This window comes from Nitrospirota bacterium (genome assembly GCA_040752355.1).
GTDB lineage: Bacteria > Nitrospirota > Thermodesulfovibrionia > Thermodesulfovibrionales > Dissulfurispiraceae > JBFMCP01.
In genome coordinates, this window is the sequence record JBFMHE010000025.1 from 1 (window position 1) to 24,469 (window position 24,469).

Genomic DNA, 24,469 nt, shown 5'->3' on the forward strand with positions numbered 1-24,469 from the left:
CATGGCTAATACTTTCGTGATCGCCGCCGTCAAGGTCGTCTTGCCGTGGTCTACATGCCCGATCGTCCCCACATTCACATGCGGCTTTACCCTCTCAAATTTTGCCTTCGCCATATCTCCTCCTTGCGTAACCTTTTATCCCAATCTCGAGAAAACCGTAATATATGATCGTTATGCGCCCTTTACCTTGGCGACTATTGATTCCATGATATTCTTCGGCACGTCTTCATAATGAGAGAACTGCATGGTGTAGTTCGCCCTTCCCTGGGTCTTGGACCTGAGGTCCGTGGCGTAGCCGAACATCTCCGAAAGCGGGACCATCGCCTTGATCACCTGCGCGCTGCCCCTCTTCTCCATCGATTGGACCTTGCCGCGCCGGGAATTGAGGTCGCCGATCACATCGCCCATATACTCCTCGGGGGTGACGACCTCGACGCTCATGATCGGCTCGAGCAGCGAGAGCTGCGCCTTCTTAGCCCCCTCCTTCAGCGCCATCGAGCCGGCGATCTTGAAGGCCATTTCCGAAGAGTCGACCTCGTGATAGGAGCCGTCGATCAGCGTCACTTTCGCATCGACCAGCGGATAGCCCGCCAGCACGCCGCCGTCCATAGCCTCTTTCACGCCCTTCTCGACCGCGGGGATGTACTCTCTCGGGATCGCGCCGCCCACGATCTTGTTGACGAACTCGAATCCCTTGCCCCGCTCGAGCGGCTCGATATCGATCCAGACATGGCCGTACTGACCGCGGCCTCCGGACTGCCTGACGAACTTTCCTTCGACCTTCGCGGCGTTCCTGATCGTCTCCTTATAGGCGACCTGGGGCTTGCCGACATTGGCGCCCACCTTGAACTCCCGCAGCAGGCGGTCGACGATGATCTCGAGGTGGAGCTCACCCATGCCCGCGATGATCGTCTGGCCCGTCTCCTCGTCGTAGGAGACCCTGAACGAGGGGTCCTCCTGGGCGAGCTTGCCCAGGGAGAGGGAGAGCTTTTCCTGGTCCGCCTTGGTCTTCGGCTCGATGGCGACGGAGATGACCGGCTCCGGGAACTCGATCGACTCGAGAACGACGGGGTTATTTTCGTCGCAGAGGGTATCGCCGGTGAGCGTGTTCTTCAGGCCCACGACCGCCGCGATATCGCCCGCCCGCACTTCCTTTATCTCTTCCCGTTTGTTGGCGTGCATCTTCAGCAGCCTGCCGATCCTCTCCTTCGCGTCCTTCTTCGAGTTGTAGACGTAGGAGCCCGCGCTCAGCACGCCCGAATAGACCCGGACAAAGGTGAGCTGCCCCACAAAGGGGTCGGTCATGATCTTGAAGGCCAGAGCAGAAAAAGGCTCGTCATCGGACGCACGGCGCTCGACCTCGGCGTCATTGTCCGGATTGATCCCTTTGATGGGCGGGACATCGAGCGGCGAGGGAAGGTAATCGACAATGGCGTCGAGCAGGAGCTGCACGCCCTTGTTCTTGAACGCCGAACCGCAGACCACGGGAGTGATCTCGAGGCTGACCGTCCCCTTCCGGATGGCCTTCTTTATCTCGGCAGCCGAGGGCTCCTCGCCCGAGAGGTACTTCTCCATGATCCCCTCATCGACATCCGCGAGCGCCTCGAGCATCTTGTCCCTGTACTCTTTCGCCTTGCCGGCAAGCTCGGCGGGTATATCGCCTTCGACGTATTTAGCGCCGAGGGTCTCGTCATCGAAGAAGAAGCCCTTCATCGTCACGAGATCGACCGAGCCTCTCAATTTATCTTCGCTTCCGATGGGGATCTGGATGGGAACGGGCCGCGCGCCGAGCTTCTCGACCATGCTCTCGACGGCCATATAGAAATCGGCCCCCACCCGGTCCATTTTATTCATGAAGGCGATACGCGGCACGCCGTACTTCGTGGCCTGCCTCCAGACCGTCTCGGACTGGGGCTCGACCCCGGCGACGGCGTCGAAGGCCGCCACGGCGCCGTCGAGCACCCTCAGGGAGCGCTCGACCTCGATGGTGAAATCGACATGGCCCGGCGTATCGATGATATTTATCTGGTGATCCTTCCAGGTGCAAGTCGTCGCAGCCGAGGTTATGGTAATGCCCCGCTCCTGCTCCTGGACCATCCAGTCCATGACCGCCGTACCCTCATGGACCTCGCCGATCTTATAGGTAACACCCGTATAATAGAGTATGCGCTCGGTCGTCGTCGTCTTACCGGCATCGATATGCGCCATGATGCCGATATTGCGCATCCTTTCTAATGGAAACCGTGACATCAGTAGAAACTCTCCTTACCACCTGTAGTGAGCAAAAGCCCTGTTCGCTTCTGCCATTTTATGCGTATCTTCCTTTTTCTTTATGGAGGCGCCGGTATTGTTGTAGGCGTCCAGCAGCTCGCCGGCGATGCGCTCGCGCATCGTGGTCTCTTTGCGGTTCCGGGCGTAGCTCGTGATCCACCGCAGGGCCAGCGCGATCTTCCGCTGCGGCCGCACTTCCATCGGGACCTGATAGGTGGCGCCGCCCACCCTTCTCGGCTTCACCTCGAGGAGCGGCTTTACGTTCTCCACCGCGGTCTTGAATACCTTCAACGGGTCGGACCCGGTCTTATCCTTGAGGATATCGAAGGCGCCGTAGCATATCCGTTCGGCCGTCGCCCTCTTGCCGTCCTTGAGCAGCACGGTGATGAACCTGCTCACCAGCTTGCTGCTGAACTTCGGGTCCGGTAAAATCTCTCTCTTTTCTGGTACTCTTCTTCTTGCCATGCTCTATCGCTCCCGAATCGGTTCCTCACAGCGGCCTCAGCGAGGCACTGCGGGTAGACTGTAATGGTGTACTATTTCGGCCTCTTCGCCCCGTACTTGGAACGGCCCTGCTTCCGGTCCGCCACGCCCGCGCAGTCGAGGGCGCCTCTCAGGATATGGTATCTCACACCGGGAAGGTCCTTGACCCTGCCGCCCCTGATCAATACGATCGAGTGCTCCTGAAGGTTGTGGCCGACGCCCGGGATATACGCGGTGACTTCCATACCGTTCGTGAGCCGCACTCTCGCCACTTTCCGCAGCGCCGAGTTCGGCTTCTTCGGGGTCGTGGTATACACCCTCGTACAAACGCCGCGCTTCTGCGGGCAGCTCTTCAGCGCAGGGCTCTTCGTCTTCTTCTCAACCTTCTTGCGCCCATTCCTTACCAGTTGTGCGATTGTCGGCACCTTTCCTCCAATGCATTAAGCTATTGATAAATAAAATCTCCGATTTATCGGAAAACCTGTTAAGCTTACCAGAGAATTCTTTCTTTGTCAAGCACTAACGAGCACGCTTGATGAAAACGGCACGCGGCACTAGGAAAGAGAAATATAACACATATTTTCAAAAAAATAAAGAGGTGCTCCGTATGCTATACTTCTCCCGTCGGGAGCGATTACCGTGCCCGCACCAGGCAGTTACCGCAGCGGCGGCAGCATCATTAATCATTTATCTCTTATCTCTCTTCGCACGCTCATGGGCAGCAAGATAAACAACGAGACCGTGATCCGCCTCTTCAGGGAGCGGCAGGGCTTTCTCTCGGGCGAGGAAGTCGCCCGGGAGCTCGGCGTCACGAGGGCGGCGGTCTGGAAGAAGATCACCGCTCTCAAGAGAAACGGGTATGTCTTCGAGACATCGGCGGCACGGGGCTATCGCCTCGTCCGGTCGCCCGACCTCTCCGTCGAGGATCTCCGCAACGCCCTGTCGGGCAGGGAGCGGGTCATCGGGCGGGAGGTTCTTTTCTACAGCGCCGCAGATTCGACCAACACCCTCGCCGCCGAACTGGCCGGAGCCGGTGCAGCCGAAGGGACCGTGGTGATCGCCGACAGCCAGACCGGCGGCAGGGGACGGCGCGGGCGTACGTGGCTTTCGCCGCCGGGAAAGAACCTTTATATGAGCGTTATCGTGCGGCCGGCGCTCTCTCCCCGGGACGCGACGCTCCTCACGCTCATGACCGCCGTCGCCGCAACAGCCGCGATGAGAACCAGAACGCATCTCCCGGTGAGCATAAAATGGCCCAACGATCTCATGGTGCGGGGCAAGAAGCTGGGAGGGATCCTGACCGAGATAAAAGCCGACATGGACCGCATCTTTCACGCCGTCATCGGCATAGGGATAAACATCAACCTCGAGCACGATGATATGCCGGACGATATCAAGGATACGGCGACCTCGGTGAGCATCGAGGCTGGAGCGCCCCGTATGAGGACCCCCTTCGCCGTAGAGCTGCTCGAAGAGCTCGACCGCTGGTACGGTCTTCTCGTGAGAGAGGGCAGAGGACCGATAACCGCAGCATGGCGGCGGATGTCCTCGACCATCGGCAGGGCGGTCCGTGTCGTACTGAACGATGAGGTCCTGACGGGCATCGCCGAGGATATCGATGAGGAGGGCATGCTCCTCGTCAGAGAGGACACCGGCGGAGAGGCGCCCCCTGCGCTGCGAAAAATAAGCGCAGGAGATATCACCATCCTGAGGTAAAAAGACAAGCAAGAAGTAAGAAGTGAGAAGTAGGAAGTGAAGACAAGATTCAGAACTCAGGAGCCAGTCGGAGCGACCCTTCGCGCAGACCCGCTTCGGGGAGCCAGAATAAAAGAACTCCCCTAAGCTCCCCCTTCTTCTTACTTCTCACTTCTTACTTGCCTTACCTCGGCAGAAATTCCATGATGAGCGGGTAGAAGTCCCGTATGAAGGCTACGCCGGCTGCATAGGCGCTCTCCCTGTCGGCATTGAAAGGAACGGAGACCCTGATGAATGCGGACTCTCTCCGGCTGTACAGCATCGAGTTCACGATTTCGTAGAGCTTGAGGGAATACTCGTCGGAGAGCGCCCGGTCCTTTACCTGGAACCAATAGAGGAAGAGCTCGCTGTCGCCGCCCTTCTGGTAAACCGCCTTCACCAGTCGCACACGGCTCTGCCCGCCGAGGTCCACCGCGACCCGCTCCTCGGCAGCCTGGTACCACCCGCTGCCGGGCATGCAGTGCTTCGGGGAGTGGATGCCCCCGCTCTCCTTGCCGCCGCTGTGATAGCCGACATATATATGGACGGGAACACCGTCCCCGTTGACGTACACTCTATAAATGTAGTCGGTAGGCTTCAGCACTTTGAGCACGTTCGTACTGAACGAGGATTGCGACACCATGCGCCACTCCCGGTGGTGCCGGGGGAGTTCGGCAAAAGGCCTGTTTATCGGGACCGCAACATCCTCGTGGAGATGGAGGAAGAGCGTCGTTCCTGCGAGGAGAGCAAAGACTAGGATAAATCTCCACCGCGGTATCATCTGCGCCGCCCTCTCAGGAGGATGGAGCAGCCGATCAGCAGCGCCAGGGCGAGACCGAAGACCGCCAGACCTGCAAACTCATGGAAGCCCCCCCCGGCGATGACCGGCACGAGGAAGCCGTGCGAATAGGTGGAGGCGTCGTACCACTGCTTTACCATCAAGGGCACGATGGAATAATAGATGCTCCCCAGGAGCGCGAGGGTAATAGTCAGGCATCCCGCGTTTCTCCTCAAATTTTCCGGAAGGGTCTGATGCACAGCCTGCTCCACGCTATCCATTCTAAAATTATAGTAGGCATTGCGCCGTTGCACAATTCTTTCTTTCGGCCCCTGTTCACCTGGAGGCGAGCTGCCGATAGCTATTGTCCCGGAGGGTGAGGTACAATAAAAAGCTTTGTAATGCGCCGATAGTGTCGTATTATTTTTAGAGCGTCTCACAGAGTGAGAGGGGGAGGAGGAGAAGGGGACGGCGATGCTCATTGCGGTAGACATCGGCAATTCGACGATCGGTATCGGCCTCTTCACGAACCCCGAAAGAAGCAGCCGCCTTATCGTGAGAAAGGTTCCCGTCCCTCCCACCACCAGAGCCGGCAGGACCGCCGGGAGCGCGGCAGCGTACAGAAGAATCGTTGCGGCCCTCATCAACGAGGCGGCGCCATCGTCCCGCACCGCGCGGAGCGCGTCCGGGAAAAGCCCGGTCAGCGCCGTGCTCTCTTCCGTAGTGCCCGCGCTTACCGGGCCTATGGCCGAAGCGCTCACCGCGCTCTGCGGTGAGCAGCCGCTCGCAGTTACCGCCCGGCTCGAGAGCGGGCTCTCGTTCGGCGTCAGGCATCCTGAGAAGACAGGAGCCGACCGGATCGCCACTGCCGTGGCGGGCTGGGGGATAGTCGGGGCGCCGGTGGCGGTCATCGATTTCGGGACCGCGACCACCGTAACCGTTGTCGGCAAGGGCCCCCGCTTTCTTGGCGGCGCCATCCTCCCCGGCATCCGCCTTATGCAGCAGTCGCTCCACACCGGCACGGCAAGGCTCCCGCTCATCTCCCTGACGCGTCCGAAGGCCGCCCTCGGCAGGGATACCGCTGCAGCAATGACATCTGGTATTATTAACGGGACCGCCGGGGCTGTCGAATATCTCATTGAGGGGATAGAGAAAGAGCTGGGGTATGCGGTAGAATTAATCCTGACAGGCGGCAATGCGGCGATGCTTTCGCCCCTGCTGCGGCGGAAGCACCGGGTGGCGCCCGCGCTGATCTTCGAGGGAATGCGCCTGCTTTATGTGATGCACAGGGAACAGCGCCGTAACGAGCAGTCGCAGACTTCTGCCGGGAGAGACGTACGCTGAGGGATGCGCTTCTTCAGCGGTGGTGATACCATATTTCAAAGGGAGGATACCAGCAATGCTGACCAGGAGAATTCTTTTTCCCACCGATTTTTCCGAAGGCGCCCTGAGCGCCCTGCCTCACGCCGTCGATTATGCGAAGAACTGCGGAGCGAAGCTCTACATGCTGCATGTCGTCTACGACATCGCCACCGCCTCCGGCCTCTATGTCCCCCACGTCTCGGTCGATGAAATGTACAAGGAGCTCGAGGCAGGAGCGCGGAAGCAGCTCGAGAATTTCGGCGTGGAGCTGCGGCGGGACATCAAAGAGGTGGAGTATGCGGTGCTCCGCGGGGTGCCGTATGAAGAGATCCTGCACTTCGCCCGGGAGAACAAGATAGACCTGATTGTCATCGGCACCCACGGCAGAAAGGGGCTCGACCGGTTCCTCTTCGGCAGTACCGCGGAAAAGGTGGTGCGCTATGCGCCGTGTCCGGTGCTGACCGTGCGGGGAGAGGAACAGAAATAAGGGACGCCGTATGGCGTGGGGAGGCAGGGGGCGTCCTTTACCGGCCTCTTCTTCGGTTGAGCGATGCTGCGAACCAAGGTGTTGATCATCGGCGGCGGTCCTGCAGGCGCTACGGCGGCAAAGTTTCTGGCCGGCAGCGGCGTCGATACCGTGCTCGTGGAGCGCGACCTTTCCTATAAGAAGCCCTGCGGCGGCGGCATCCCCTCCTCTGCCTTCGACGAGCTGGATATCCCGAGAGACGCCGTCACCAACGAGATAAGCACCGTACGGATCGTCTCCCCGCGGGGCGAGACGGTCGACGTGGAGCTGAAAGGGGGGTGGATCTGCATTGCGGAGCGGGGCGTCCTCGACAGGTCGCTCAGAGACCAGGCAGGGCAGAAGGGCGCCCATATCATAGAGGGAGCGTTCGACCGTTTCGAGACGGTCGGGACACCGATCGTCTCCCTCGTCAGGAGACGCCAGGACGGCAGAGAGCTCGCCATCGCCTCAGACTATGTCATCGCCTCTGACGGCATAACCTCCCGCGTTGCCGCTGCAGCAGGAGCCCTGAAGCAGGACTTCCTCTATACGATAAGCGCCCGTGTTGTACCGTCCCAGGGAAAGGTCTGCGAGTTCTGGTTCGGGGAGGAGCATGCCGCGAATTTCTACTCCTGGGTGTTTCCGTCCCGGGGGTACGCCTCGGTCGGCACCGGCAGCAGCACGCCGCGGGGACTCACGACGCTGCTCGACGCCTTCGTCAGGCGGCGCTACAGCGACTCCCTGCAGAGCCTCGCCGGGAAAGGCGTCCTCGAGAAGACCCGGGCCTTCAGGATACCCGTCTGGAAAGGGACTCCCTTCAGCATCAACAATATCCTTTTTGCGGGCGACGCCGCCGGCGCCGTCATGCCGGTGACCTATGAGGGGATTTACTACGCCATGAAGTCCGGGGAGTTCGCTGCGCGTGCGCTCATCGAGCGGAATCCCGCGGCATACGGAAAACTATGGAACAGCCGCTTCAGAGCCCGCTTTCTCTTCATGAACAGGGTGCGGAAGCATCTCTTCAAAAGCAACGCGACGATCGAGAAGTGGGTCGCCCTTCACAAAAACGCCGATATCCAGGAGCTCGCCGTAAAACTCTGGCTCCATAAACGAAAGGACAAGAATCCTCTCGTCTCATATATGAACGTCTTCAAGCACCTGATTGCGGGTTAGATAATTCTTTACCCCCAATAATCCTCCTCTATGGCAAAAAAACATCTCGGACAGAACTTTCTCTTCGACCCGGCGATCCTGACGAAGATCGTCGAGGCAGCGGATATCGCCGCGGACGATACGGTGGTCGAGATCGGTCCGGGCCATGGCAGCCTGACCAGGCTGCTTGCGCAGAGGGCCCGCAGAGTGGTCGCCATAGAGCTCGACCCCGACCTTTACCAGAAATTGAGCGAGGACCCGCAGCTGCCGGAAGCGGTGACGCTCGTCTTCGGCGATGCCCTCACCTATGCGTACGAGGAGCTCGGTCCGTTCAAGGTCGTCGCCAATATCCCCTACTATATCACCACCCCGATCATCTTCAGGCTCCTCGAGGCGAAGGAGCAGCTCGTCTCGATGACGCTCACCATACAGAAAGAGGTGGCCGAACGCATCGTTGCGGGTCCGAACACCAAGGACTACGGCGTGCTTTCCCTCGGCGTGCAGTTCTATGCAGACCCGCGGATCGCGTTCATCATTCCCCGCAGCGCCTTCAGACCGGCGCCGAAGGTCGACTCCGCGGTCATCCATATGACGATCAGGAAGACTCCCCGCGTGCGGGTCAGGGACGAGCGGCTCTTCTTCAGGACCGTCAAGACCGCCTTCTCGCAGCGGAGGAAGACCCTCTCGAATGCGTTGAAACCGCTCGCGAAGGATGTACGGGACGTGCTCATTGAGGCAGGGATCGATCCTGCCAGGAGGGCTGAAACATTGAGCATCGAGGAATTTGCGAAGCTCGCGGATCTCCTTGCAGACCGGGCTCCGCATCGTTAACATCATTCTCCCCGGAGTATCCGCAATTACCATGCAGATCATGGGAAAAGGGATACACCGCCTGCACAAAACAGCATGAACGGCTATGCCTTGTGCAAGGCATAGCCGTTCATCATGCGTTCTACCGTTCTACTTATCCAGAGATACTTTCTTGGTTACCGAATGAATAGGATATTTGTTGTCGGGGTTGACTGCCTCGTAGACGAGGTCTACGGTGACATCCGCAGCCTTTACTCCTTCCGGAAGATCGAACTCGACGGTCTCCACTTTGGTCTGAAGGGGCTGCAGGCTGGTGTCGCGCAGGTTCGCAACTTTCCACTGGGCGCCGTACTTCATCTTCATGTCGCGACAGTTCGTCGCCTGAGGATGGAAATGCCGTTCAACCTTGCCGATCTCTTTGCCGTCCGACGACTTTGCGGTCACTACCATGACCACTCTGTTATGGGACGGTCAACCGTCGGGTATCCTGTGGCCCGCGGTCGTATTGATCCTCGTGTTCACCACGATCTTGGGGAAGTACGTGTTTGCTTTCCTCAGCCACTCATACGCGTACGCCTGGACATCGAGATTGATGGCATTGGCCAGAAGCTGGGAAGTCTGTTTGTCGTCATTGAAATTCGGGGCGATAAGGTGATCCCCCTTTTGCATATGACACTCCTGGCACGTCTTTGTCCCGCCGTTGGATACATAGTTGTGGAGATAGCTCCCGTAGAGGTTGGCGCACTGGAATGCCTGATCGAACTCGAGATTAGGACCGAGTCCGTGGCACTGACCGCAGTAGACCGAGTCGCTGAAGATAGCGCTCTTCTTGACCTTCGTGAATGTCTTGTCGGGATGGGACGCGATATCCCTTGTACTGTAAAGGACCCCCTTCTCCGGCTCGCCGAGCTCCCGCTTGTGAATAATCGCCTTGGTATTATGGCAGACGGTGCAGGTGATCTGGAGTTTCGCGACTTTGGCTGAATCCTTTGCGAGCAAGGCCTCGGTCAATTCGACCGCGACCGAGTCCTCGGCAGAGGTGATAGCTTGAGGAAGATGGCACTTGAAGCAGGGAAAATTCTTGATCGTCATCTTCTTCGGGTCATCCTCAGAAAAAGCCGTGCTGCCTTTCTCCCCTTTTTTCAATGCAAGGGGCGTCAGCATCAATCCGCCTTTTACCCCCATAAGCGGTCTGGCGTGGTGCGATTTCTCCCACTGAGCGTAGATTTCCGCATGGCACCCCTTACAGCCGGATGAGTCGTACATTTTGGCCAGCTCGTCGATGGTCTTCGCCTTCTCTGCGTTCGCTGTCAAAGGCAAAACGATCAAGAGAACAGCGAGCATCACTAATGCTACTCTCATACCTCCTCCTTTGGATACACCCTGGTTTCTACTGACCCCCTCCTGAAATCTCTCCCTCAGACCCTCCTTTCTTCCTCTTCTTTACGAGACTGAAGCAGAACGCGTCTCTTTATTGCGTGCTACTTACTTATAAGTTATACCACAGGGAAGCGGCAACTTTAAAGGGGAAAGAGAGAATTATCAGGTCATCTGACAGCGCCAGGTTCAGCGGGCACCGGCAAACCGGCGCCGGAGGCGATAGGAGTGGCCGGGGAGGCGCTCAGACCGGTCCGAGCGCCCCGTTGCTCATACGGAGCTGCCGCCCTGCCAGGCGCGCGAGATCGGTATTATGGGTGATCATGATGAAGGTGATGCCCCGCTCCTCGTTCATCGCCTTGAAGAACCTCACCATTTCGGCTTCCGTCGCCTCGTCCAGGTCACCCGTCGGCTCGTCGGCGAGGATGATCTCGGGGTCGTTCATGAACGCCCGCGCTATGGCGACGCGCCGCTGCTGGCCGCCCGACAGCTGCGAGGGGTAAGCGTTTACCTTGTCGCCGAGCCCTACCCTCTCCAGAAGCCCCACCGCTTTATCATGCGCCTGAGCGCCGGTCCCGCCGGGCATGAAGACGAGCGGCAGCAGGACGTTCTCACGGGCCGTCAGCATCGGCAGGAGGCTCGCAAACTGGAACATGAACCCGACCTTCTCGCACCGGTATGCCGAAAGCTCATCGCTCGTAAAGCGATAGATATCCCTCCCCTCGAAAAGGACCCTGCCCGATGTGGGCGCTGTCATGCCGCCGATCATCGAGAGCAGTGTCGTCTTGCCGGAACCGGAATGGCCCACGACAGATACGAACTCTCCCTTGCCCACGGCGAGCGAGACCCCGCGCACCGCCGTGATGGCTTCGCGGTCGACCGGATAGGTCTTGGTCACGCTCTCGATGCTGAGCTGGTCCACGTCATTCACCCTTCATCGCGGCGAGCGGCTCCATGCGCTTGAGCCGCTGCAGGGGCGCTACCGCACCGACGACGCAGACCCCTGTCCCGATCAGGAGTCCGAACAGGGCGATCGCCGCTCTCTCGAGGGAGCCGAGATCGGTCGTCACATGCTTCATGATCGAGAAGCCCTTCGCCAGCAGCATCGAGAGCGATGTCCCCGCCCCGATCCCCGCTATACTGCCTATGCCTCCTATGATGAGTATCTCGATGAGGAAGAGCTTCACGACCTGGGACTCTCTCGCGCCTATGGCCCGCATGATGCCGACCTCCCGGGCCCGCTCGTTGGCTACCGCCGAGAAGACCGCCCATGCCAGGAACACGGAGAGCACGGCAGCGAGCACTACCGTAACGGAGAAGACGCGGTTGATATCCGCCAGGGTGTCGAGCACACCCTTCCCGAGGTCCTTCCGGGCCACGGCGTCGACCTCGATGATCGAGTCCTCGATGAGGCCGGCCACCTTCCGGGGGTCCTGTCCCTTCTTCACTTTCGCGAAGACGATCGATATCTCTCCCGGCCTTATCTTCGCCTTGCCCTGCTTGAGGATGTCGTCGATGTTCGCTTGATCGATGAAGATGGCGTAATCGAGCCCGGTCCCGGTCTTTTCGAGGACGCCGACCATTTTGAAGATGCTGCCGAAGAGGATGCTGTCGACCTCCATCGCGCCGATATCGATATTGAAGGCAGACTCGCTGCCGACGATCGCCTCGCCCTTCTGGAGGCGGCGTCCCAGTTTTTTGGGAAGCCAGGGATTGACGACGAAGTCCGTCTCCTGGTCGAAGGCGATGACTACCGCGTCCGGCACATCGCAGCAGACCCCGGCGATGGTGGTGAGATAGATCTGGGGCGAGACCGCGGCGATGCCGTCGATCTTTCGTATCCGCTCGATGACAGCGCGGTCCATGAGGAACGACTTCACCTCGTTTTCGAGCAGGAAGTCCTCTGCAGCGCCGCGCGAGCCGGTCGGCAGGATGAGCAGGTCCGCTCCGAGGCGTTCAGAGGCGAGCCGTATGCTCGAATCGACACGCCGGATGAACGAGAGGGCGAAGACGAGGAGTGCAACGAGCAGCCCGATCGCGACGATCAGGATCGTCGTCCGCAAGGGCTTCCTCTTCACATTCCTCGCGGCGACGGAAAGCAGGGTGAATTCCTGAGCCATAGAGTCGTATTATAAAGGATTCGGCCTATTCTTTCTATGCGGCTCATCAGGCCGCATAGAAAGAATAGGGATAAGGAAAGGTACGGCGGCTACTTCCTGTAGTTGGCGTCCAGGCCGCAGAGGGTCGCCGGCTTGTCGCCGAGCCCCATCTCCTTGTGGCAGGCAAAGCAGACCGAAACCGACTTGCCCACGATCTTCTTCTCTCCTGCATCGTAAAGCATCACCACGCCGTCCATGATGGTCTTGCCGGGTATCGGCTTCCCCTCGACGTCGCAGGCTTCGGCCGTGCTCCTGACCGTCAGCACCGCGTATTTATCGTCGGGGGTCGGCATCGCGTCATGCACCTCGCCGCTGTTGGGGATCATCTTCTCGTCGACGAGCTTGAGCGTCTTTGCATCGAGCAGCCATACCCGGTCGCCTGCGGACTGGTAGAGATACTTATCGTCACTGGTGAAATACTGCCTGAAGGTGAGCGTCTTTTTCGGCTCTCCCGTGTGGGTCGCCCTGGCGAGCACCTTCCACGTGCCCTTCTCGAGCGCCGGGAGATCGACCATGACGAAGTCTACCTTGCCGTTCGGTTTCCCCTCGCTCTTCTGGTTGAGGACGACGACGAACTTCTTCATGTCGTTCGAGTTGATGCCGTGTACGAAGAGGTAGGAGTCGGGGTCCTTGTAGCCGATATCGCTCACGAACATGCGGTGCTTGAGCTTCAGGTCCTTCTTGTCGAAAACATCCACATACCCCTCGGCGCCCATGAACACCGGCAGGAAGGAACTCTTGGTCTGTCCCGAAGCGCAGTAGAGCGGCATCTTCTTTTCGCCGCCGGTCGCCCTCTTGTCGGGGTCCATGGCGACGTCCTTGATCACGGCGCCGGTCTTCAGGTCGGTCTTCCCGACATGCTGCTTGCCGTCGGGGTCGAGCTTGTAGGTGGACCAGAACATGACGTTCCGATCATTGACATCGATGCGCGCGTCATGTGTTGCATGGGTTGCCTTCGTGCCGATGTCGATCTTGTCGAGGGCGGTGACCTTTATCGGGTCTTCAGCGTTATTGGGATCGATGGTAACATCGGCTTTGGCGAAATGACCGCCCATACCCGCTACATAAATAACCGACGAATAGGTCTTCTTCGCCGCTGTCGCCACCGGCGTCTTCGCGTCGATAACGCTGAACGCGAGATACCCGGCAAACGCCATTACCATTACCCCCAGAACCGCCAGAAAACGTTTTTGCATTACTTCCTCCCCTTTGGAATTATTATTCGTTCACCCGGTCATCATGCAAGAGTGAAGGGTGGTGCTGCACTGTCTGCTGCAAAGATGCTCTGCGTTATTGACATTAACTCACCTCTGGACTAAAGTCAACCTGAAATTTTGGGTTTAGCTTTATTCCCTGGAACCGATACGGGACTTTCCCGCCGAGAGCCTCACCGGCACCGTAAGGGGCCCCGTCTTCCGGAAAGACAAGGTGAGCATGAACTCGTGCCCGCTCTTCAGGTCTCTCGACATCTTGAAGATCATGAGGTGGAGGCCCCCTGGCTTCAGCTCGACCGTCTCCCCTGCCGGGACCGGGATCTCCTCCCTCTTGACCATCTTCCCCTCCCTCGTATCGTGCAGCTCCACGCGGGCGCCGGGGAAGTCCGCCTGCGCACCGAGGAGCATATCGTCGCCCTCACCCGAATTCCTGATCCTCATGAAGACAGAGCCGACACCGAGGAAGACCGGCGAGAGGACCGCCTCCTGCGCCTCGATAGTTATCTGCGGAGCTCCCTGCTGGGAACCCCTTCCGCACCCTGCAAGAGCTGCAGCAGCGATGATCGCTGCCGTCGCAAAAAGGAAGCCCCCCCGGGCAAGGGCACGCCTTGCCGCGACCCGAAGCCCGGAGCGCGGGGTTCTCCCGGAGTCATGCATCGCGCTATTGCCCTTTCGGAAGAGAGAGCGTGCGGTAGGGGACCACGCTCCCCTTTCCCGTTTCGGCGACAAAGCGTTCGGCGCTCTGTCTGTCCTTGAATGCGACAATGCCATATCCCATCGGGGTCTTTACCCCGGAATCGACGACGAAAGAGGCGGCCTCGATAGCGACCGGCTCCCCGGTGGAGAAGTCGAACACCTCCGCATTGGTGTTGAACTGGAGCTCCTTGGTGGCGCACTGCTCCGCCCTCCAGAGGAGAGCGCAGCCGATATCGTCGAAAGCGACCTTATCCGTACTCTTGGTGTCGACCACCGAGAACCGCTTGTTCTGCCCCTCGATCGACATATTGCATGCCGTACAGACCGCCGGGGATGCCGGCTCGGCCCCTGCCGGGACAGGAATAGCGGAAATGCATGACAGGATCATAACGAGAAACAGCCAGACCTTGCGATGTGCCTTCATAAGCGCCTCCCCTTACCATTTATATATAAAGCGCGTGCTGTTTATTCTAAACGTCCTGTCTTCGCGAGCACAAGCCGGAGCCTGAAGCCGGGGTCGGCATGCGCATCGCGCCTCTTGATCAGGAGCCACTCCTTCTCTTTCCCCCTCATCCTGGTGAGGACAAAGCCTCCCTTCAGCTTCTCCCCTTCGAGCTGAAACTCGATCACGCCTTCGGCAATGCTCCCCTTCCGCAGCGCACAAGAGCCCCGGTCCCAGAGAGCGACAGCGCCCGCGCCGTAACTGCCTTCGGGGAGCGTCCCCTCGAACGAGCCGTACTCGAGCGGATGGTCCTCGACCATGACAGCGAGCCGCTTGTCGGCAGGATTCATCGAGGGACCTTTCGGAACCGCCCATGACTTGAGCACTCCCTCCATCTCGAGCCTGAAGTCGAAATGGAGATGGCGCGCGTGGTGCTCGTGGACAACAAAGCAGGGCATACCATCAGCATACCGGAATCAGGAGCGGATTACAATTATTATAAGGTCGAGATGTAGGTTATCGTCGAGGGAGGGTATGGTATGCGAGCGGTATGGTGAGCGTGCGATAGTTTAATTGTTTAGAAATCCCTTGACAATTGATCGTATAATCGTATATAAATATGTTTATGAAAGAAATGCTCACCCTCTTCAAGCTCGTCTCCGACGAATCGCGGCTGCGGATCATCCTGCTGCTCGAAGAGAAGGAGCTCTGCGTCTGCCAGATCATGGGGGTGCTGAACATGTCGCAGCCGCTCGTCTCCCGCAATCTCTCCCTCCTCTCGAGGGCGGGATTCCTCGAGGACCGGAGAGAGGGAAAGCTCATGTTTTACCGTATCAGGAAGGATGTCCCCCCGCGGCAGGCAGCGCTGCTGTCGATGATGCGGAAGTTCCTGAAAGATGATACGATTGCCGTAAAGGATATGGTTTCGCTCCGAGAGTGCGAAGAGTTCCAGAAAAAGACGGGCAAGTGCGACATGGAAACGTTCCTTTCCTATATGAGAACGAATGGTAAGAGTCACTAACGAAATGAAGGGGCTTGGAGTCGGGCGAGGCATAGTACATGAGCGGCTTGGGCAGCCTAGGCGAAACCAGGGATGGTGAAGCGGGATGCCCCGCCTCGGAGGACGGCCTGGATGCCGTCCGAGAATGAGCGAATGTACTATGCCTTGTCCGACTCCCCCTACACACTAAATCAACCACTCTAAATAACAAGGAGGACAGGGTGCTTAACGCAGTGAAAGAGAAGCGGAGCAGGCTCCAGATGATTACCTGGTATGGATTGCCGTTAGTGGTCGTGGGCGGGTGGTTTTTCCCGAAGCTGGGGTTCTTCCTCCTGGCCTGCATGGTCGGCGCGGTGGGCCTCGCCTTTTCCAAAGGCCGGTCGTGGTGCGACTGGATGTGCCCGCGGGGGAGCTTCTACGATCTCTTCCTCGGGAAGATCAGCGCCAAGAGGGAGATACCCGCGTTCTTCAGGAGGAAGGGCTTTCGCGTCTTCATGCTCGTCGTGCTCCTGAGCGTACTCGGAACGCAGATATATCTTTCCTGGGGCGATATCGACGCTATAGGTCGTGCGATGGTGACACTGCTCACCGTAACGACGCTGGTTGGAGCTGTCCTGGGAGTCGTGTACCACCAGCGCATCTGGTGCCACTTCTGTCCCATGGGCACGCTCGGGAACTTCATCGCCGAAGGGAAGCGTCCGCTCACGATCAGCTCTGCCTGCACCTCCTGCGCAGCCTGCGCAAAGGTCTGCCCGATGCAGCTGAAGCCGTACCAGTACAGGGGGAATGAGGTGATGGGCGACAACGACTGTATCAAGTGCTCGACCTGCGTCGCCGCCTGCCCCAAGAAGGCGCTGCTCTTCGCCCCTGCGAACGGAGAGCCGGAATACAAAAAAGCAGCCTGAGCATCGTGAGGGCGTTACGATCGGGAGCGTTATGCTGATCCCTATTCTCTCGAGCATACTTTTAGTGCTGGCGCTGTTCGCCGGAGCGGCCTTCGGCCAGGAGCAGCCGGTGACGCTCAGCGAGGCGGTTACCATCGCCCTCGACCGGAATTACGAGATACGGGCGTACCGGCATGCGCTCTCGGCGCAGCGGGAGGATATCGGCATAGCGCGGAGCTCCCTGCTGCCGAGGATCTCTTTCGAGGAGCGGTTTCTGCGCACCGACAACCCGACCTACTCGTTCATGGCCAAGCTGAACCAGGAGCGTTTCTCCCAGGAAGATTTTCGCATACGCTCCCTGAACGACCCGGAGGCCATCAGCGACTTCCAGACCACTCTCGCCTTCGAGCAGCCGCTCTTCGCGCCGCAGGCCTGGATCGGGCTCAGGATGGCGAGGCTCGACGATGCAGCCGGAGACGGAGCGTACCGCCGGAAGAGGGAGGAGATAGCCTTCAAGGTCACCCGCACCTATTTTTCGCTGCTCACGGCAAAGGAGCAGGCCGGCGCTGCGGAGAGGACGGTCGAAGACACCAGAGAGCACCTCAGGATCGCACGGGTGCGCCACGACGCCGGTCTGGGCCTCTATTCCGACGTACTGCGGGCATCGACCGCGGTCACCGGGGCCGAGCAGCGGCTCGTCACCGCGCAGAAGAATCTCGAAATAGCCCGCCGCGCGCTCGGCCTGCTGCTCGGCAGGGGAGAGCCGGTCACCGCAGCCGACGTCGCCCCTTCCGATATGCAGGTGAGCGACATCGCCTCCTACCTCGCCGCTGCATCAGGCAGAAACGACCTCCGTGCGCTCGCGATGCGCGCGGAGAGCGCGAAGAACGGCGTAACGCGCGCCGAAGCCGCTTACCTCCCCACCGTCGGCGTCGGGGGCGCCTATCAGCTCAACGACCACAACATACCCTTCGGCGCCGAAGGGCAGAGCTGGCAGGTGACCGCCTTTCTGCGCTGGACACTCTTCGACGGGACACGGCGGAAGCACGAACGGGCGCAGGCAGCATCGAGGGCCGCTGAAACGGAAGAGATGCTCCAGGGGCTGAGGGATACGGTATCGTTCCAGGTGCACGAGGCGTATCTCGAGGTGGCCGAGGCGAAGAAGAACACGGAGCTCGCCCGGTCGGCGCTCGAGACGGCCGAGGAGGGGACGCGGCTCGTGCGGATCCGGTACGAAAATTCCCTCTCGCCGCTCGTCGATCTCCTGGATGCGCAGATCAGCCTGGACCAGGCGCGCGCCGGGTATGCGGCGAGAAAGAACGAGTACCGCATTGCCGTTGCGAACCTCGCCTATGCGAGCGGGACCATCCTTAAAGACTTGAAGAGAGAGCAGTGAGGGAGGGAACAATGGAAAGAGGCCGGAATTTGCGAGGACTCCTTTTTTTTATTTCATTCTGGCTCCTGACTCCCGGCTTCTGGCTTCTGACAGCCGGCTGTTCGGACAAGGTCGGGCCCGGCGCGGTCGAGGTGAAGAGGCCGGTCGTTACCGGTGTCGCCCTCACGACGATCACCCCTGCGACAGTGGACGATTTCTATGAAACGTCCGGCACTGTTAAAGCGAAGACCGTAAGCGCCGTGGCGAGCAGGACGATGGGGACCATCACCGCCGTGCGGGTGAGAGAAGGAGACCGCGTAAGGGCAGGGCAGGTCCTGATGACCATAGACGACAGGGACATGGCACAGAGGGTGCAGGCTGCCGAAAGGGCGGTCGAGGCTGCGCAGCAGCAGAAAGCCCTCGAAGACATCACCTATCAGCGGTATCGGAAGCTCCTGGACGAAAAGGCGGTGTCGCGGCAGGAGTTCGACGAGGTCGAGACCCGCCGCACGGTGGCCGAGCTCGGATACGAACGGGCAAAGGCGCAGCTGCGGGAAGCGCAGGTGGGCCAGGGATATGCGCGCATCACCGCGCCCACCAGCGGCGTGGTCGTCGAGAAGAAGGCCGATGCAGGCAGCATGGCCGTGCCCGGCGTTCCCCTGCTCGTCATCGAGGACACTTCGTCGTTCACGGTCGAGGCACAGGTGGACGAGCGCCTCTCGGGCTCGCTGCGCGCAGGCATGCCCGTCGAGGTGGCGATCGATGCAACGGGGCAGAGGCTTACCGGAGCCGTCAGCGAAATCGTTCCCGCTGTCAATGCCCAGTCGCGCACCTTCCTGGTGAAGAGCGCTATCGCCGGTCCGGCGCTCAGGACCGGCCTCTATGCGAAGGTACGCATACCGGTCGGCGCTAAAGAGGTTATCGTCGTGCCGCAGCAGGCGGTCGTCGAAAAGGGGCAGCTAACGGGAGTCTATACGGTGGACGCCCGCGGCATCGTCACCTATCGCCTCGTGCGCCCCGGGAAAAAGCACGGCGGCATGGTCGAAATCCTCTCGGGCATCGCGCCGGGAGAGCGGGTGATAACGGACGGCCTCGAGCGGGCGGTGGACGGCGGGATTATACAGAGCACAGGGCAGCGGGTCCGGAGCCCGGAACAGAGATAAAAGGGAAGAAATGGGAACCATAGGGATCGCAGGCAGGATCGCAAAGACCTTCATCCAATCGAAGCTGACGCCGCTGATCGTCATCGCCTCGCTGATCCTCGGCGTCTTTGCGGTCGTCGTTACGCCTCGCGAAGAAGAGCCCCAGATCGTCGTGCCGATGATCGACGTCTTCGTCTCCTATCCCGGCGCCTCGCCGAAGGAGGTCGAGGAGCGGGTCACCAAGCCGATGGAAAAGTTCCTCTGGGAGATCAAGGGTGTCGAGTACGTCTATACCATTTCGCGCCCCGGCATGAGCATGGCGATCGTGCGTTTCTACGTGGGCGAAAATATGGAGGACAGCCTCGTCAAGCTCTACAACAAGCTGATGTCCAACTACGACAAGATCCCTCCCGGCGTATCGCAGCCCTTTGTTCGGCCGAAGTCGATCGACGATGTCCCGATAGCGACCTTTACGCTCTGGAGCGAACGCTACGGCGGCTACGAGCTGCGGAGGATCGCCGTCGAGGTCTGCGACGAGCTGAAGAAGGACCAGGACATAGCGGAATTCACGGTCATCGGCGGACAGCGGCGGCAGATGCGGATCAGCCTGGAGCCCTCGCGGCTCAGCGCCTACGGCATCACCCCGCTCCAGATAACGGATATGCTCCGGAAAGCCAACTTCGTCCTGCCTGCGGGGGCGTTCCCTTCGAAGAACAGGGAGCTCGTCGTCGACGCGGGCTCCTTCCTCCGCAGCGCCGAGGAGGTGGGCAGCGTCGTTGTCGGCGTCTACAACGGGAGCCCCGTCTATCTCAGGGATGTGGCTGCGGTGACCGACGGCCCGGAAGAGCCCGCGAACTACGTATTCATGGGGTTCGGCCCCGCGTATAACCGTATCGGCGCATCCGAAAATACGCCGGCGCATCGCCAGTACGAAGCGGTGACGATCGCCATCGCCAAGAAGAAGGGGACCAACGCGACGCATATCGCCGAGCGGGCGCTCGAGAAGATCGAGGCGATCAGAGGGGGCGTCATTCCTTCGGACGTGCAGATCACCACCACGAGGAACTACGGCGAAACGGCGAAGGAAAAGTCGGATGAGCTCCTCGAGCACATGCTCATCGCCGCCATCTCGGTCACCATACTCATCGCCCTCGCCCTCGGCTGGAGGGAGTCGCTCGTCGTAGCGGTGGCAGTGCCGGTCACGCTCGCGCTCACCATACTCGTCAATTATATGTACGGGTACACCCTGAACAGGGTGACGCTCTTTGCGCTGATCTTCTCGATCGGCATCCTCGTCGATGATGCCATCGTCGTGGTAGAGAATATCCACCGCCACTTCAAAATGGGGAGGGTCGATACCGATACGGCGGTGGCTGCCGTCGACGAGGTCGGCAACCCGACCATCCTCGCCACCTTCACGGTCATCGCCGCCCTCCTCCCCATGGCCTTCGTCTCGGGTCTCATGGGCCCCTATATGCGCCCCATCCCGGTCGGGGCCTCTGCAGCGATGCTCATCTCCCTGCTCATCGCCTTCATCATAAGCCCCTGGCTGAGCTACATCGTGCTGAAGGGGACCAGGAAAGAGGAGTCCGCGCGTGAGGACAGGGATGAAAGCAGGATCATCGGCGCGCTGAATCATGTCTACGAGAAAAACCTGAGAGGGCTTCTCGAAAGCAAGAGGAAACGCTTTTTCGGCCTGCTGCTCGTCCTGGGGCTCCTCGGCGCGGCCTTTCTGCTCGTGCCCCTGAAGTTCGTGACGGTCAAGATGCTTCCCTTCGATAACAAGAGCGAGCTGCAGGTGATCATCGACATGCCCGAAGGCTCCACGCTCGAGCAGAGCGCGGCAGTGACCCGCGCCATAGGCGACTACCTCGAGACCGTCCCCGAGGTGACGCACTACCAGTCCTATATCGGCACTGCAGCGCCCTTCAACTTCAACGGCCTGGTGCGGCACTACTTCATGCGTTCGGGAAGCACCATGGCCGATATCCAGGTGAATTTCGTTTCGAAAGACAGGCGGAAGGCGCAGAGCCACGAGATCGCAAAACGCCTCAGGCCCGAGATCAAGAGGATCGGCGATGCCTACCACGCCCGCATAAAAGTCGTCGAGATTCCGCCGGGCCCCCCGGTATTGAGCACCCTCGTTGCCGAGATCTACGGGCCCGACTTCGACCGGCAGCTCGCCATTGCCCGGACCGTCAGGGAGGTCTTCGAAAAGACCCCCGGCGTGGTGGATGTGGACTGGTACGTCGAGGACGACCAGAAAAAAATCGTCTTCGACGTGGATAAGGAGAAGGCGGCATACCACGGCATAAGCACCGATGCCGTAGCCCGGACCCTCGGGGTCGCCCTCGGAGGGAGCGTGGCAGGACTCGCCCATATCGAGAAGGACAAGGAGCCGGTCGAGCTCTTCCTCAGAACGCCCCTTGCGGAACGGGCCGGGACCGACGATCTCAGGGAGCTGACCCTGCCCTCGAGCTCGGGGAATCTCGTACCCCTCTCCGAGCTCGTCACGGTGAAAGAGGGCATAGAGGACAAGACCATCTACCGGAAAAACCTGAAGCGGGTCGTCTACGTCACCGGCGATGTAGCGGGCACCGAGGAGAGCCCGGTCTACGCCATACTGAAGATGAAGGAGACGATCAACACCATACGACTGCCTGAAGGATACGCCATGCAGCAGTATTCGGCGGTGCAGCCCTGGCTCGAAGACCGGTACGCGATGAAATGGGACGGCGAATGGCATATCACCTACGAGGTGTTCAGGGACCTCGGTATCGCCTTTGCCGCGGTGCTGATCCTCATCTACGTCATGGTGGTGGGATGGTTCCGCTCCTTCATCGTCCCCCTCGTCATCATGGCGCCGATCCCGCTCTCGCTCATCGGCATACTCCCGGGCCATGCGCTCATGGGCGCCTTCTTCACCGCCACCTCCATGATCGGTTTCATCGCCGGCGCAGGCATCGTGGTGAGGAACTCCATCATCCTCGTCGACTTTATCGAGCTGAAGCTCGCCGAGGGCGTGCCGCTCAAGGAAGCGGTGGTGCAGGCGGGGATCATCCGGTTCCGTCCGATGCTCCTGACCGCTGCCGCGGTCGTCGTCGGCTCGTCGGTCATTCTCTTCGACCCGATCTTCCAGGGCATGGCTATCTCCCTGATGGCGGGCGAGGTCGCGGCTACGCTGCTGTCGCGCACCATGGTGCCGGTTCTGTATTACGTGTATAAAAACCGGGAATCGGGCAAGGCGAAAGGATAGGGCCCCGGCAGAGCGCGGAGTCACGGAACGCCCTTGCCCTTGTTTAAGGAGGAAATTATGTACCTGGCTAAAACCGACGACTGGTATCTGGAGCGGTTCGTCCTGCTCCTTGCCGGGCTCTTCACCCTTGCGAGCGCGGTCCTCGCGTGGGTGTTCAGCCCTTACTGGCTTATCCTGACAGCATTGGTCGGGTTCAACCTGATCGTCTTCGCCCTTACCGGGTTCTGCCTGATGGCGAATATCCTGTACCGCCTGGGAGCAAAACCGCGATTGCAACGATAAGTCGTGACGAGTAATCCGTGATGCGTGATCGGTAAAAGACAGCCCCCATAGCCGTTTTACTCATTACTCATCACGGTCGTTAAAAATCGGTGCTAGAATGTAATTATGTGGAGCCGGATCAATAGCGGCATCGTCAGACTATTGTGGGGGAAGAGACTTCCGGCGCGCAGCAGGGCCGGGGCGTTCATAACGGAGCTGCTGCAGCTGCTCTACGTGGCGGTCCGCGATGTCTACGAGGGCCGGCTTACCCTGCGGGCGACGAGCCTCGTCTACACCACACTGCTCTCGCTCGTTCCGCTCATCGCGGTGAGCTTTTCCGTACTGAAGGCCTTCGGCGTACACAACCAGCTGTGGCCGCTCCTGCTCAGGTTCTTCGAGCCCCTCGGCGAGAAGGGTGTCGAGCTCAGCAGCAGGATCATCGGCTTCGTCGAGAATATCAATGTCGGCGTGCTCGGCGCGGTCGGCCTCGTCTTCCTGGTATACACCGTCATTTCAGTCATTCAGCAGATCGAAGAGGCCTTCAACGATATCTGGAAGATCAGCAGGCCCCGCAGCTTCATGCGGCGGTTCAGCGATTACCTCAGCGTCCTCCTGATCGGCCCGGTCCTCGTCTTTTCCGCCATGGGCATCACCGCCTCGGTCATGAGCACAAGCGTTGTCCGGTGGATCGTCGCCTTCGAGCCCTTCGGCACCGTCGCCTATCTCGCGAGCACCATCGCGCCGTTCATTCTCATTACTGCGGCCCTCACCTTCTTCTACAGCTTCATACCCAATGTAAAGGTACACCTCCGCTCGGCCCTGGCAGGGGGCATCTTTGCGGCTGTCCTCTGGGAGGCGTCGGGCTGGGCATACGCCTCGTTCATCGCTTCGTCGGCGCGGTACTCGGCCATCTACTCGGGGTTCGCGATCGTCATTCTTTTCATGCTCTGGCTCTATCTCAACTGGCTCATTCTCCTGGTCGGCGCGGAGATATCGTTTTACCACCAGCATCCCCAGTTGCTCACGCCCCGGAAACAGCTGGGGCTCATGAGCAGCCGGATCAAGGAGGCGCTCTCGCTCCAGGTAATGATCCTGGCCGGCTACAACCATTACTGCAATATCCCTCCCTGGACCCGGACCTCGCTCATGAGGCACCTCGGCATCCCGGTCGCCGCTCTTGCCGACGTGCTCTCGATCCTGACACAGAAGCGGCTGCTCCTCGAGACCTGCGACGATCCCCCGCTCTACCTCCCTGCGCGGGACATCGAAACGATCACCCTTAAAGATATCGTCACCGCGGTAAGGACCTTCGGCGATGATACGGTGACTTCCTACGGACAGCGTCCCGTGACCGCCGAGGCTGACCGCATCGTTCGCGAGATCGACGCCGCGGTGAGCGACACCCTGGAAGAAAGGACACTCAAGAGCGTCGTCCTCTCCTGCAGGGACGCTCACGCCGGCATGCGCCCCGGCCGCATGCAGACCGAAGAGCTGCCGGTCTCTTCGTAAGCCCCGGCCCGCTCCCTCCCGATTTGAAACAGCGGAAATATCGCTTATAATTAGTGTAT

General features: G+C 59.8%; 25 protein-coding genes. 12 read left to right on the plus strand and 13 right to left on the minus strand.

The genetic code is table 11. The features are described from left to right. The 4 genes from AB1805_15115 to rpsL form a co-directional block, all read right to left on the minus strand. Positions 1 to 114, minus strand: a 114-nt coding sequence (locus AB1805_15115; protein MEW5746758.1) for a GTP-binding protein, incomplete at its 3' end; no start/stop codon positions are given. A 57-nt stretch (positions 115 to 171) separates the two neighbouring features. Continuing rightward, positions 172 to 2,250: an elongation factor G gene (gene fusA / locus AB1805_15120; GenBank protein ID MEW5746759.1), complete on the minus strand. Its 2,079-nt coding sequence runs from the start codon at positions 2,248 to 2,250 to the stop codon at positions 172 to 174. A 15-nt stretch (positions 2,251 to 2,265) separates the two neighbouring features. Next, positions 2,266 to 2,736: a 30S ribosomal protein S7 gene (rpsG, locus tag AB1805_15125; GenBank protein ID MEW5746760.1), complete on the minus strand. Its 471-nt coding sequence runs from the start codon at positions 2,734 to 2,736 to the stop codon at positions 2,266 to 2,268. Between the two features lie 71 nt (positions 2,737 to 2,807). Continuing rightward, positions 2,808 to 3,179: a 30S ribosomal protein S12 gene (gene rpsL / locus AB1805_15130; GenBank protein MEW5746761.1), complete on the minus strand. Its 372-nt coding sequence runs from the start codon at positions 3,177 to 3,179 to the stop codon at positions 2,808 to 2,810. A 214-nt stretch (positions 3,180 to 3,393) separates the two neighbouring features. Here rpsL and AB1805_15135 point away from each other — a divergent pair, with 214 nt between their 5' ends. Beyond that, positions 3,394 to 4,470 (plus strand): biotin--[acetyl-CoA-carboxylase] ligase, encoded by a 1,077-nt coding sequence (locus AB1805_15135; GenBank protein ID MEW5746762.1) that lies wholly within the window; start codon positions 3,394 to 3,396, stop codon positions 4,468 to 4,470. Positions 4,471 to 4,633: 163 nt separating this feature from the next. On the opposite strand, the gene AB1805_15140 is transcribed toward AB1805_15135, so the two are convergent. Next, positions 4,634 to 5,269 (minus strand): exosortase C-terminal domain/associated protein EpsI, encoded by a 636-nt coding sequence (locus AB1805_15140; GenBank protein ID MEW5746763.1) that lies wholly within the window; start codon positions 5,267 to 5,269, stop codon positions 4,634 to 4,636. After that, entirely contained in the window at positions 5,266 to 5,526 is a 261-nt protein-coding gene (locus tag AB1805_15145; GenBank protein ID MEW5746764.1) for a hypothetical protein, read from the minus strand. The genes AB1805_15140 and AB1805_15145 overlap by 4 nt, the downstream gene beginning before the upstream one ends. A 214-nt stretch (positions 5,527 to 5,740) precedes the next feature. On the opposite strand from AB1805_15145, the gene AB1805_15150 reads away from it, so the two are divergent. From AB1805_15150 to rsmA, 4 genes are all read left to right on the plus strand, one after another. Beyond that, on the plus strand, positions 5,741 to 6,610 hold the full coding sequence (locus tag AB1805_15150) for a type III pantothenate kinase (protein ID MEW5746765.1): 870 nt from the start codon (positions 5,741 to 5,743) through the stop codon (positions 6,608 to 6,610). 55 nt (positions 6,611 to 6,665) lie between these two features. Beyond that, entirely contained in the window at positions 6,666 to 7,115 is a 450-nt protein-coding gene (locus AB1805_15155) for a universal stress protein (protein ID MEW5746766.1), read from the plus strand. 63 nt (positions 7,116 to 7,178) lie between these two features. After that, positions 7,179 to 8,306, plus strand: coding sequence for a geranylgeranyl reductase family protein (locus tag AB1805_15160; protein MEW5746767.1), 1,128 nt, complete (start codon positions 7,179 to 7,181; stop codon positions 8,304 to 8,306). 30 nt (positions 8,307 to 8,336) lie between these two features. After that, positions 8,337 to 9,116: a 16S rRNA (adenine(1518)-N(6)/adenine(1519)-N(6))-dimethyltransferase RsmA gene (gene rsmA, locus AB1805_15165; GenBank protein MEW5746768.1), complete on the plus strand. Its 780-nt coding sequence runs from the start codon at positions 8,337 to 8,339 to the stop codon at positions 9,114 to 9,116. Between the two features lie 129 nt (positions 9,117 to 9,245). Here rsmA and extKL read toward each other — a convergent pair whose 3' ends face one another. The 7 genes from extKL to AB1805_15200 form a co-directional block, all read right to left on the minus strand. Beyond that, positions 9,246 to 10,457 carry a multiheme c-type cytochrome (seleno)protein ExtKL gene (gene extKL, locus AB1805_15170; GenBank protein MEW5746769.1) on the minus strand — a complete coding sequence of 404 codons (1,212 nt, stop codon included), beginning with the start codon at positions 10,455 to 10,457 and terminating at the stop codon, positions 9,246 to 9,248. A 259-nt stretch (positions 10,458 to 10,716) separates the two neighbouring features. Continuing rightward, positions 10,717 to 11,394, minus strand: coding sequence for an ABC transporter ATP-binding protein (locus AB1805_15175; GenBank protein ID MEW5746770.1), 678 nt, complete (start codon positions 11,392 to 11,394; stop codon positions 10,717 to 10,719). Position 11,395: 1 nt separating this feature from the next. Then, on the minus strand, positions 11,396 to 12,592 hold the full coding sequence (locus AB1805_15180; protein ID MEW5746771.1) for an ABC transporter permease: 1,197 nt from the start codon (positions 12,590 to 12,592) through the stop codon (positions 11,396 to 11,398). Positions 12,593 to 12,681: 89 nt separating this feature from the next. Next, a complete protein-coding gene (locus tag AB1805_15185) occupies positions 12,682 to 13,827 on the minus strand; it encodes a hypothetical protein (GenBank protein MEW5746772.1) in 1,146 nt (381 codons plus the stop codon). A 150-nt stretch (positions 13,828 to 13,977) separates the two neighbouring features. Next, a complete protein-coding gene (locus AB1805_15190; protein MEW5746773.1) occupies positions 13,978 to 14,502 on the minus strand; it encodes a copper chaperone PCu(A)C in 525 nt (174 codons plus the stop codon). 4 nt (positions 14,503 to 14,506) lie between these two features. Beyond that, entirely contained in the window at positions 14,507 to 14,965 is a 459-nt protein-coding gene (locus AB1805_15195; protein ID MEW5746774.1) for a nitrous oxide reductase accessory protein NosL, read from the minus strand. Positions 14,966 to 15,006: 41 nt separating this feature from the next. After that, entirely contained in the window at positions 15,007 to 15,441 is a 435-nt protein-coding gene (locus tag AB1805_15200; protein ID MEW5746775.1) for a DNA polymerase ligase N-terminal domain-containing protein, read from the minus strand. 161 nt (positions 15,442 to 15,602) lie between these two features. On the opposite strand from AB1805_15200, the gene AB1805_15205 reads away from it, so the two are divergent. From AB1805_15205 to AB1805_15235, 7 genes are all read left to right on the plus strand, one after another. Beyond that, positions 15,603 to 16,004, plus strand: coding sequence for a metalloregulator ArsR/SmtB family transcription factor (locus tag AB1805_15205; protein MEW5746776.1), 402 nt, complete (start codon positions 15,603 to 15,605; stop codon positions 16,002 to 16,004). A gap of 200 nt (positions 16,005 to 16,204) precedes the next feature. Beyond that, the gene (locus AB1805_15210; protein MEW5746777.1) at positions 16,205 to 16,888 is read left to right on the plus strand and encodes a 4Fe-4S binding protein; all 684 of its coding nucleotides are present in this window, start codon (positions 16,205 to 16,207) and stop codon (positions 16,886 to 16,888) included. A 31-nt stretch (positions 16,889 to 16,919) separates the two neighbouring features. Beyond that, positions 16,920 to 18,263 carry a TolC family protein gene (locus tag AB1805_15215; GenBank protein ID MEW5746778.1) on the plus strand — a complete coding sequence of 448 codons (1,344 nt, stop codon included), beginning with the start codon at positions 16,920 to 16,922 and terminating at the stop codon, positions 18,261 to 18,263. An 11-nt stretch (positions 18,264 to 18,274) separates the two neighbouring features. Further along, positions 18,275 to 19,405: an efflux RND transporter periplasmic adaptor subunit gene (locus AB1805_15220; GenBank protein MEW5746779.1), complete on the plus strand. Its 1,131-nt coding sequence runs from the start codon at positions 18,275 to 18,277 to the stop codon at positions 19,403 to 19,405. A gap of 10 nt (positions 19,406 to 19,415) precedes the next feature. Continuing rightward, entirely contained in the window at positions 19,416 to 22,640 is a 3,225-nt protein-coding gene (locus AB1805_15225) for an efflux RND transporter permease subunit (GenBank protein MEW5746780.1), read from the plus strand. Between the two features lie 57 nt (positions 22,641 to 22,697). Beyond that, complete coding sequence (locus AB1805_15230) at positions 22,698 to 22,922, plus strand: DUF2892 domain-containing protein (protein ID MEW5746781.1); 225 nt, start codon at positions 22,698 to 22,700, stop codon at positions 22,920 to 22,922. 105 nt (positions 22,923 to 23,027) lie between these two features. Further along, the gene (locus AB1805_15235; GenBank protein ID MEW5746782.1) at positions 23,028 to 24,410 is read left to right on the plus strand and encodes a YihY/virulence factor BrkB family protein; all 1,383 of its coding nucleotides are present in this window, start codon (positions 23,028 to 23,030) and stop codon (positions 24,408 to 24,410) included. The last annotated feature ends 59 nt before the right edge of the window (positions 24,411 to 24,469 follow it).

Excerpts from the sequence above, each read along its gene's own strand:
- fusA (MEW5746759.1), bottom strand. The coding sequence starts at position 2,250 with ATGTCACGGTTTCCATTAGAAAGGATGCGCAATATCGGCATCATGGCG.
- rpsG (MEW5746760.1), bottom strand. The coding sequence starts at position 2,736 with ATGGCAAGAAGAAGAGTACCAGAAAAGAGAGAGATTTTACCGGACCCG.
- AB1805_15140 (MEW5746763.1), bottom strand. The coding sequence starts at position 5,269 with ATGATACCGCGGTGGAGATTTATCCTAGTCTTTGCTCTCCTCGCAGGA.
- AB1805_15150 (MEW5746765.1), top strand. The coding sequence starts at position 5,741 with ATGCTCATTGCGGTAGACATCGGCAATTCGACGATCGGTATCGGCCTC.
- AB1805_15155 (MEW5746766.1), top strand. The coding sequence starts at position 6,666 with ATGCTGACCAGGAGAATTCTTTTTCCCACCGATTTTTCCGAAGGCGCC.
- AB1805_15160 (MEW5746767.1), top strand. The coding sequence starts at position 7,179 with ATGCTGCGAACCAAGGTGTTGATCATCGGCGGCGGTCCTGCAGGCGCT.
- rsmA (MEW5746768.1), top strand. The coding sequence starts at position 8,337 with ATGGCAAAAAAACATCTCGGACAGAACTTTCTCTTCGACCCGGCGATC.
- AB1805_15180 (MEW5746771.1), bottom strand. The coding sequence starts at position 12,592 with ATGGCTCAGGAATTCACCCTGCTTTCCGTCGCCGCGAGGAATGTGAAG.
- AB1805_15185 (MEW5746772.1), bottom strand. The coding sequence starts at position 13,827 with ATGCAAAAACGTTTTCTGGCGGTTCTGGGGGTAATGGTAATGGCGTTT.
- AB1805_15190 (MEW5746773.1), bottom strand. The coding sequence starts at position 14,502 with ATGCATGACTCCGGGAGAACCCCGCGCTCCGGGCTTCGGGTCGCGGCA.
- AB1805_15195 (MEW5746774.1), bottom strand. The coding sequence starts at position 14,965 with ATGAAGGCACATCGCAAGGTCTGGCTGTTTCTCGTTATGATCCTGTCA.
- AB1805_15200 (MEW5746775.1), bottom strand. The coding sequence starts at position 15,441 with ATGCCCTGCTTTGTTGTCCACGAGCACCACGCGCGCCATCTCCATTTC.
- AB1805_15205 (MEW5746776.1), top strand. The coding sequence starts at position 15,603 with ATGTTTATGAAAGAAATGCTCACCCTCTTCAAGCTCGTCTCCGACGAA.
- AB1805_15215 (MEW5746778.1), top strand. The coding sequence starts at position 16,920 with ATGCTGATCCCTATTCTCTCGAGCATACTTTTAGTGCTGGCGCTGTTC.
- AB1805_15220 (MEW5746779.1), top strand. The coding sequence starts at position 18,275 with ATGGAAAGAGGCCGGAATTTGCGAGGACTCCTTTTTTTTATTTCATTC.
- AB1805_15225 (MEW5746780.1), top strand. The coding sequence starts at position 19,416 with ATGGGAACCATAGGGATCGCAGGCAGGATCGCAAAGACCTTCATCCAA.
- AB1805_15230 (MEW5746781.1), top strand. The coding sequence starts at position 22,698 with ATGTACCTGGCTAAAACCGACGACTGGTATCTGGAGCGGTTCGTCCTG.
- AB1805_15235 (MEW5746782.1), top strand. The coding sequence starts at position 23,028 with ATGTGGAGCCGGATCAATAGCGGCATCGTCAGACTATTGTGGGGGAAG.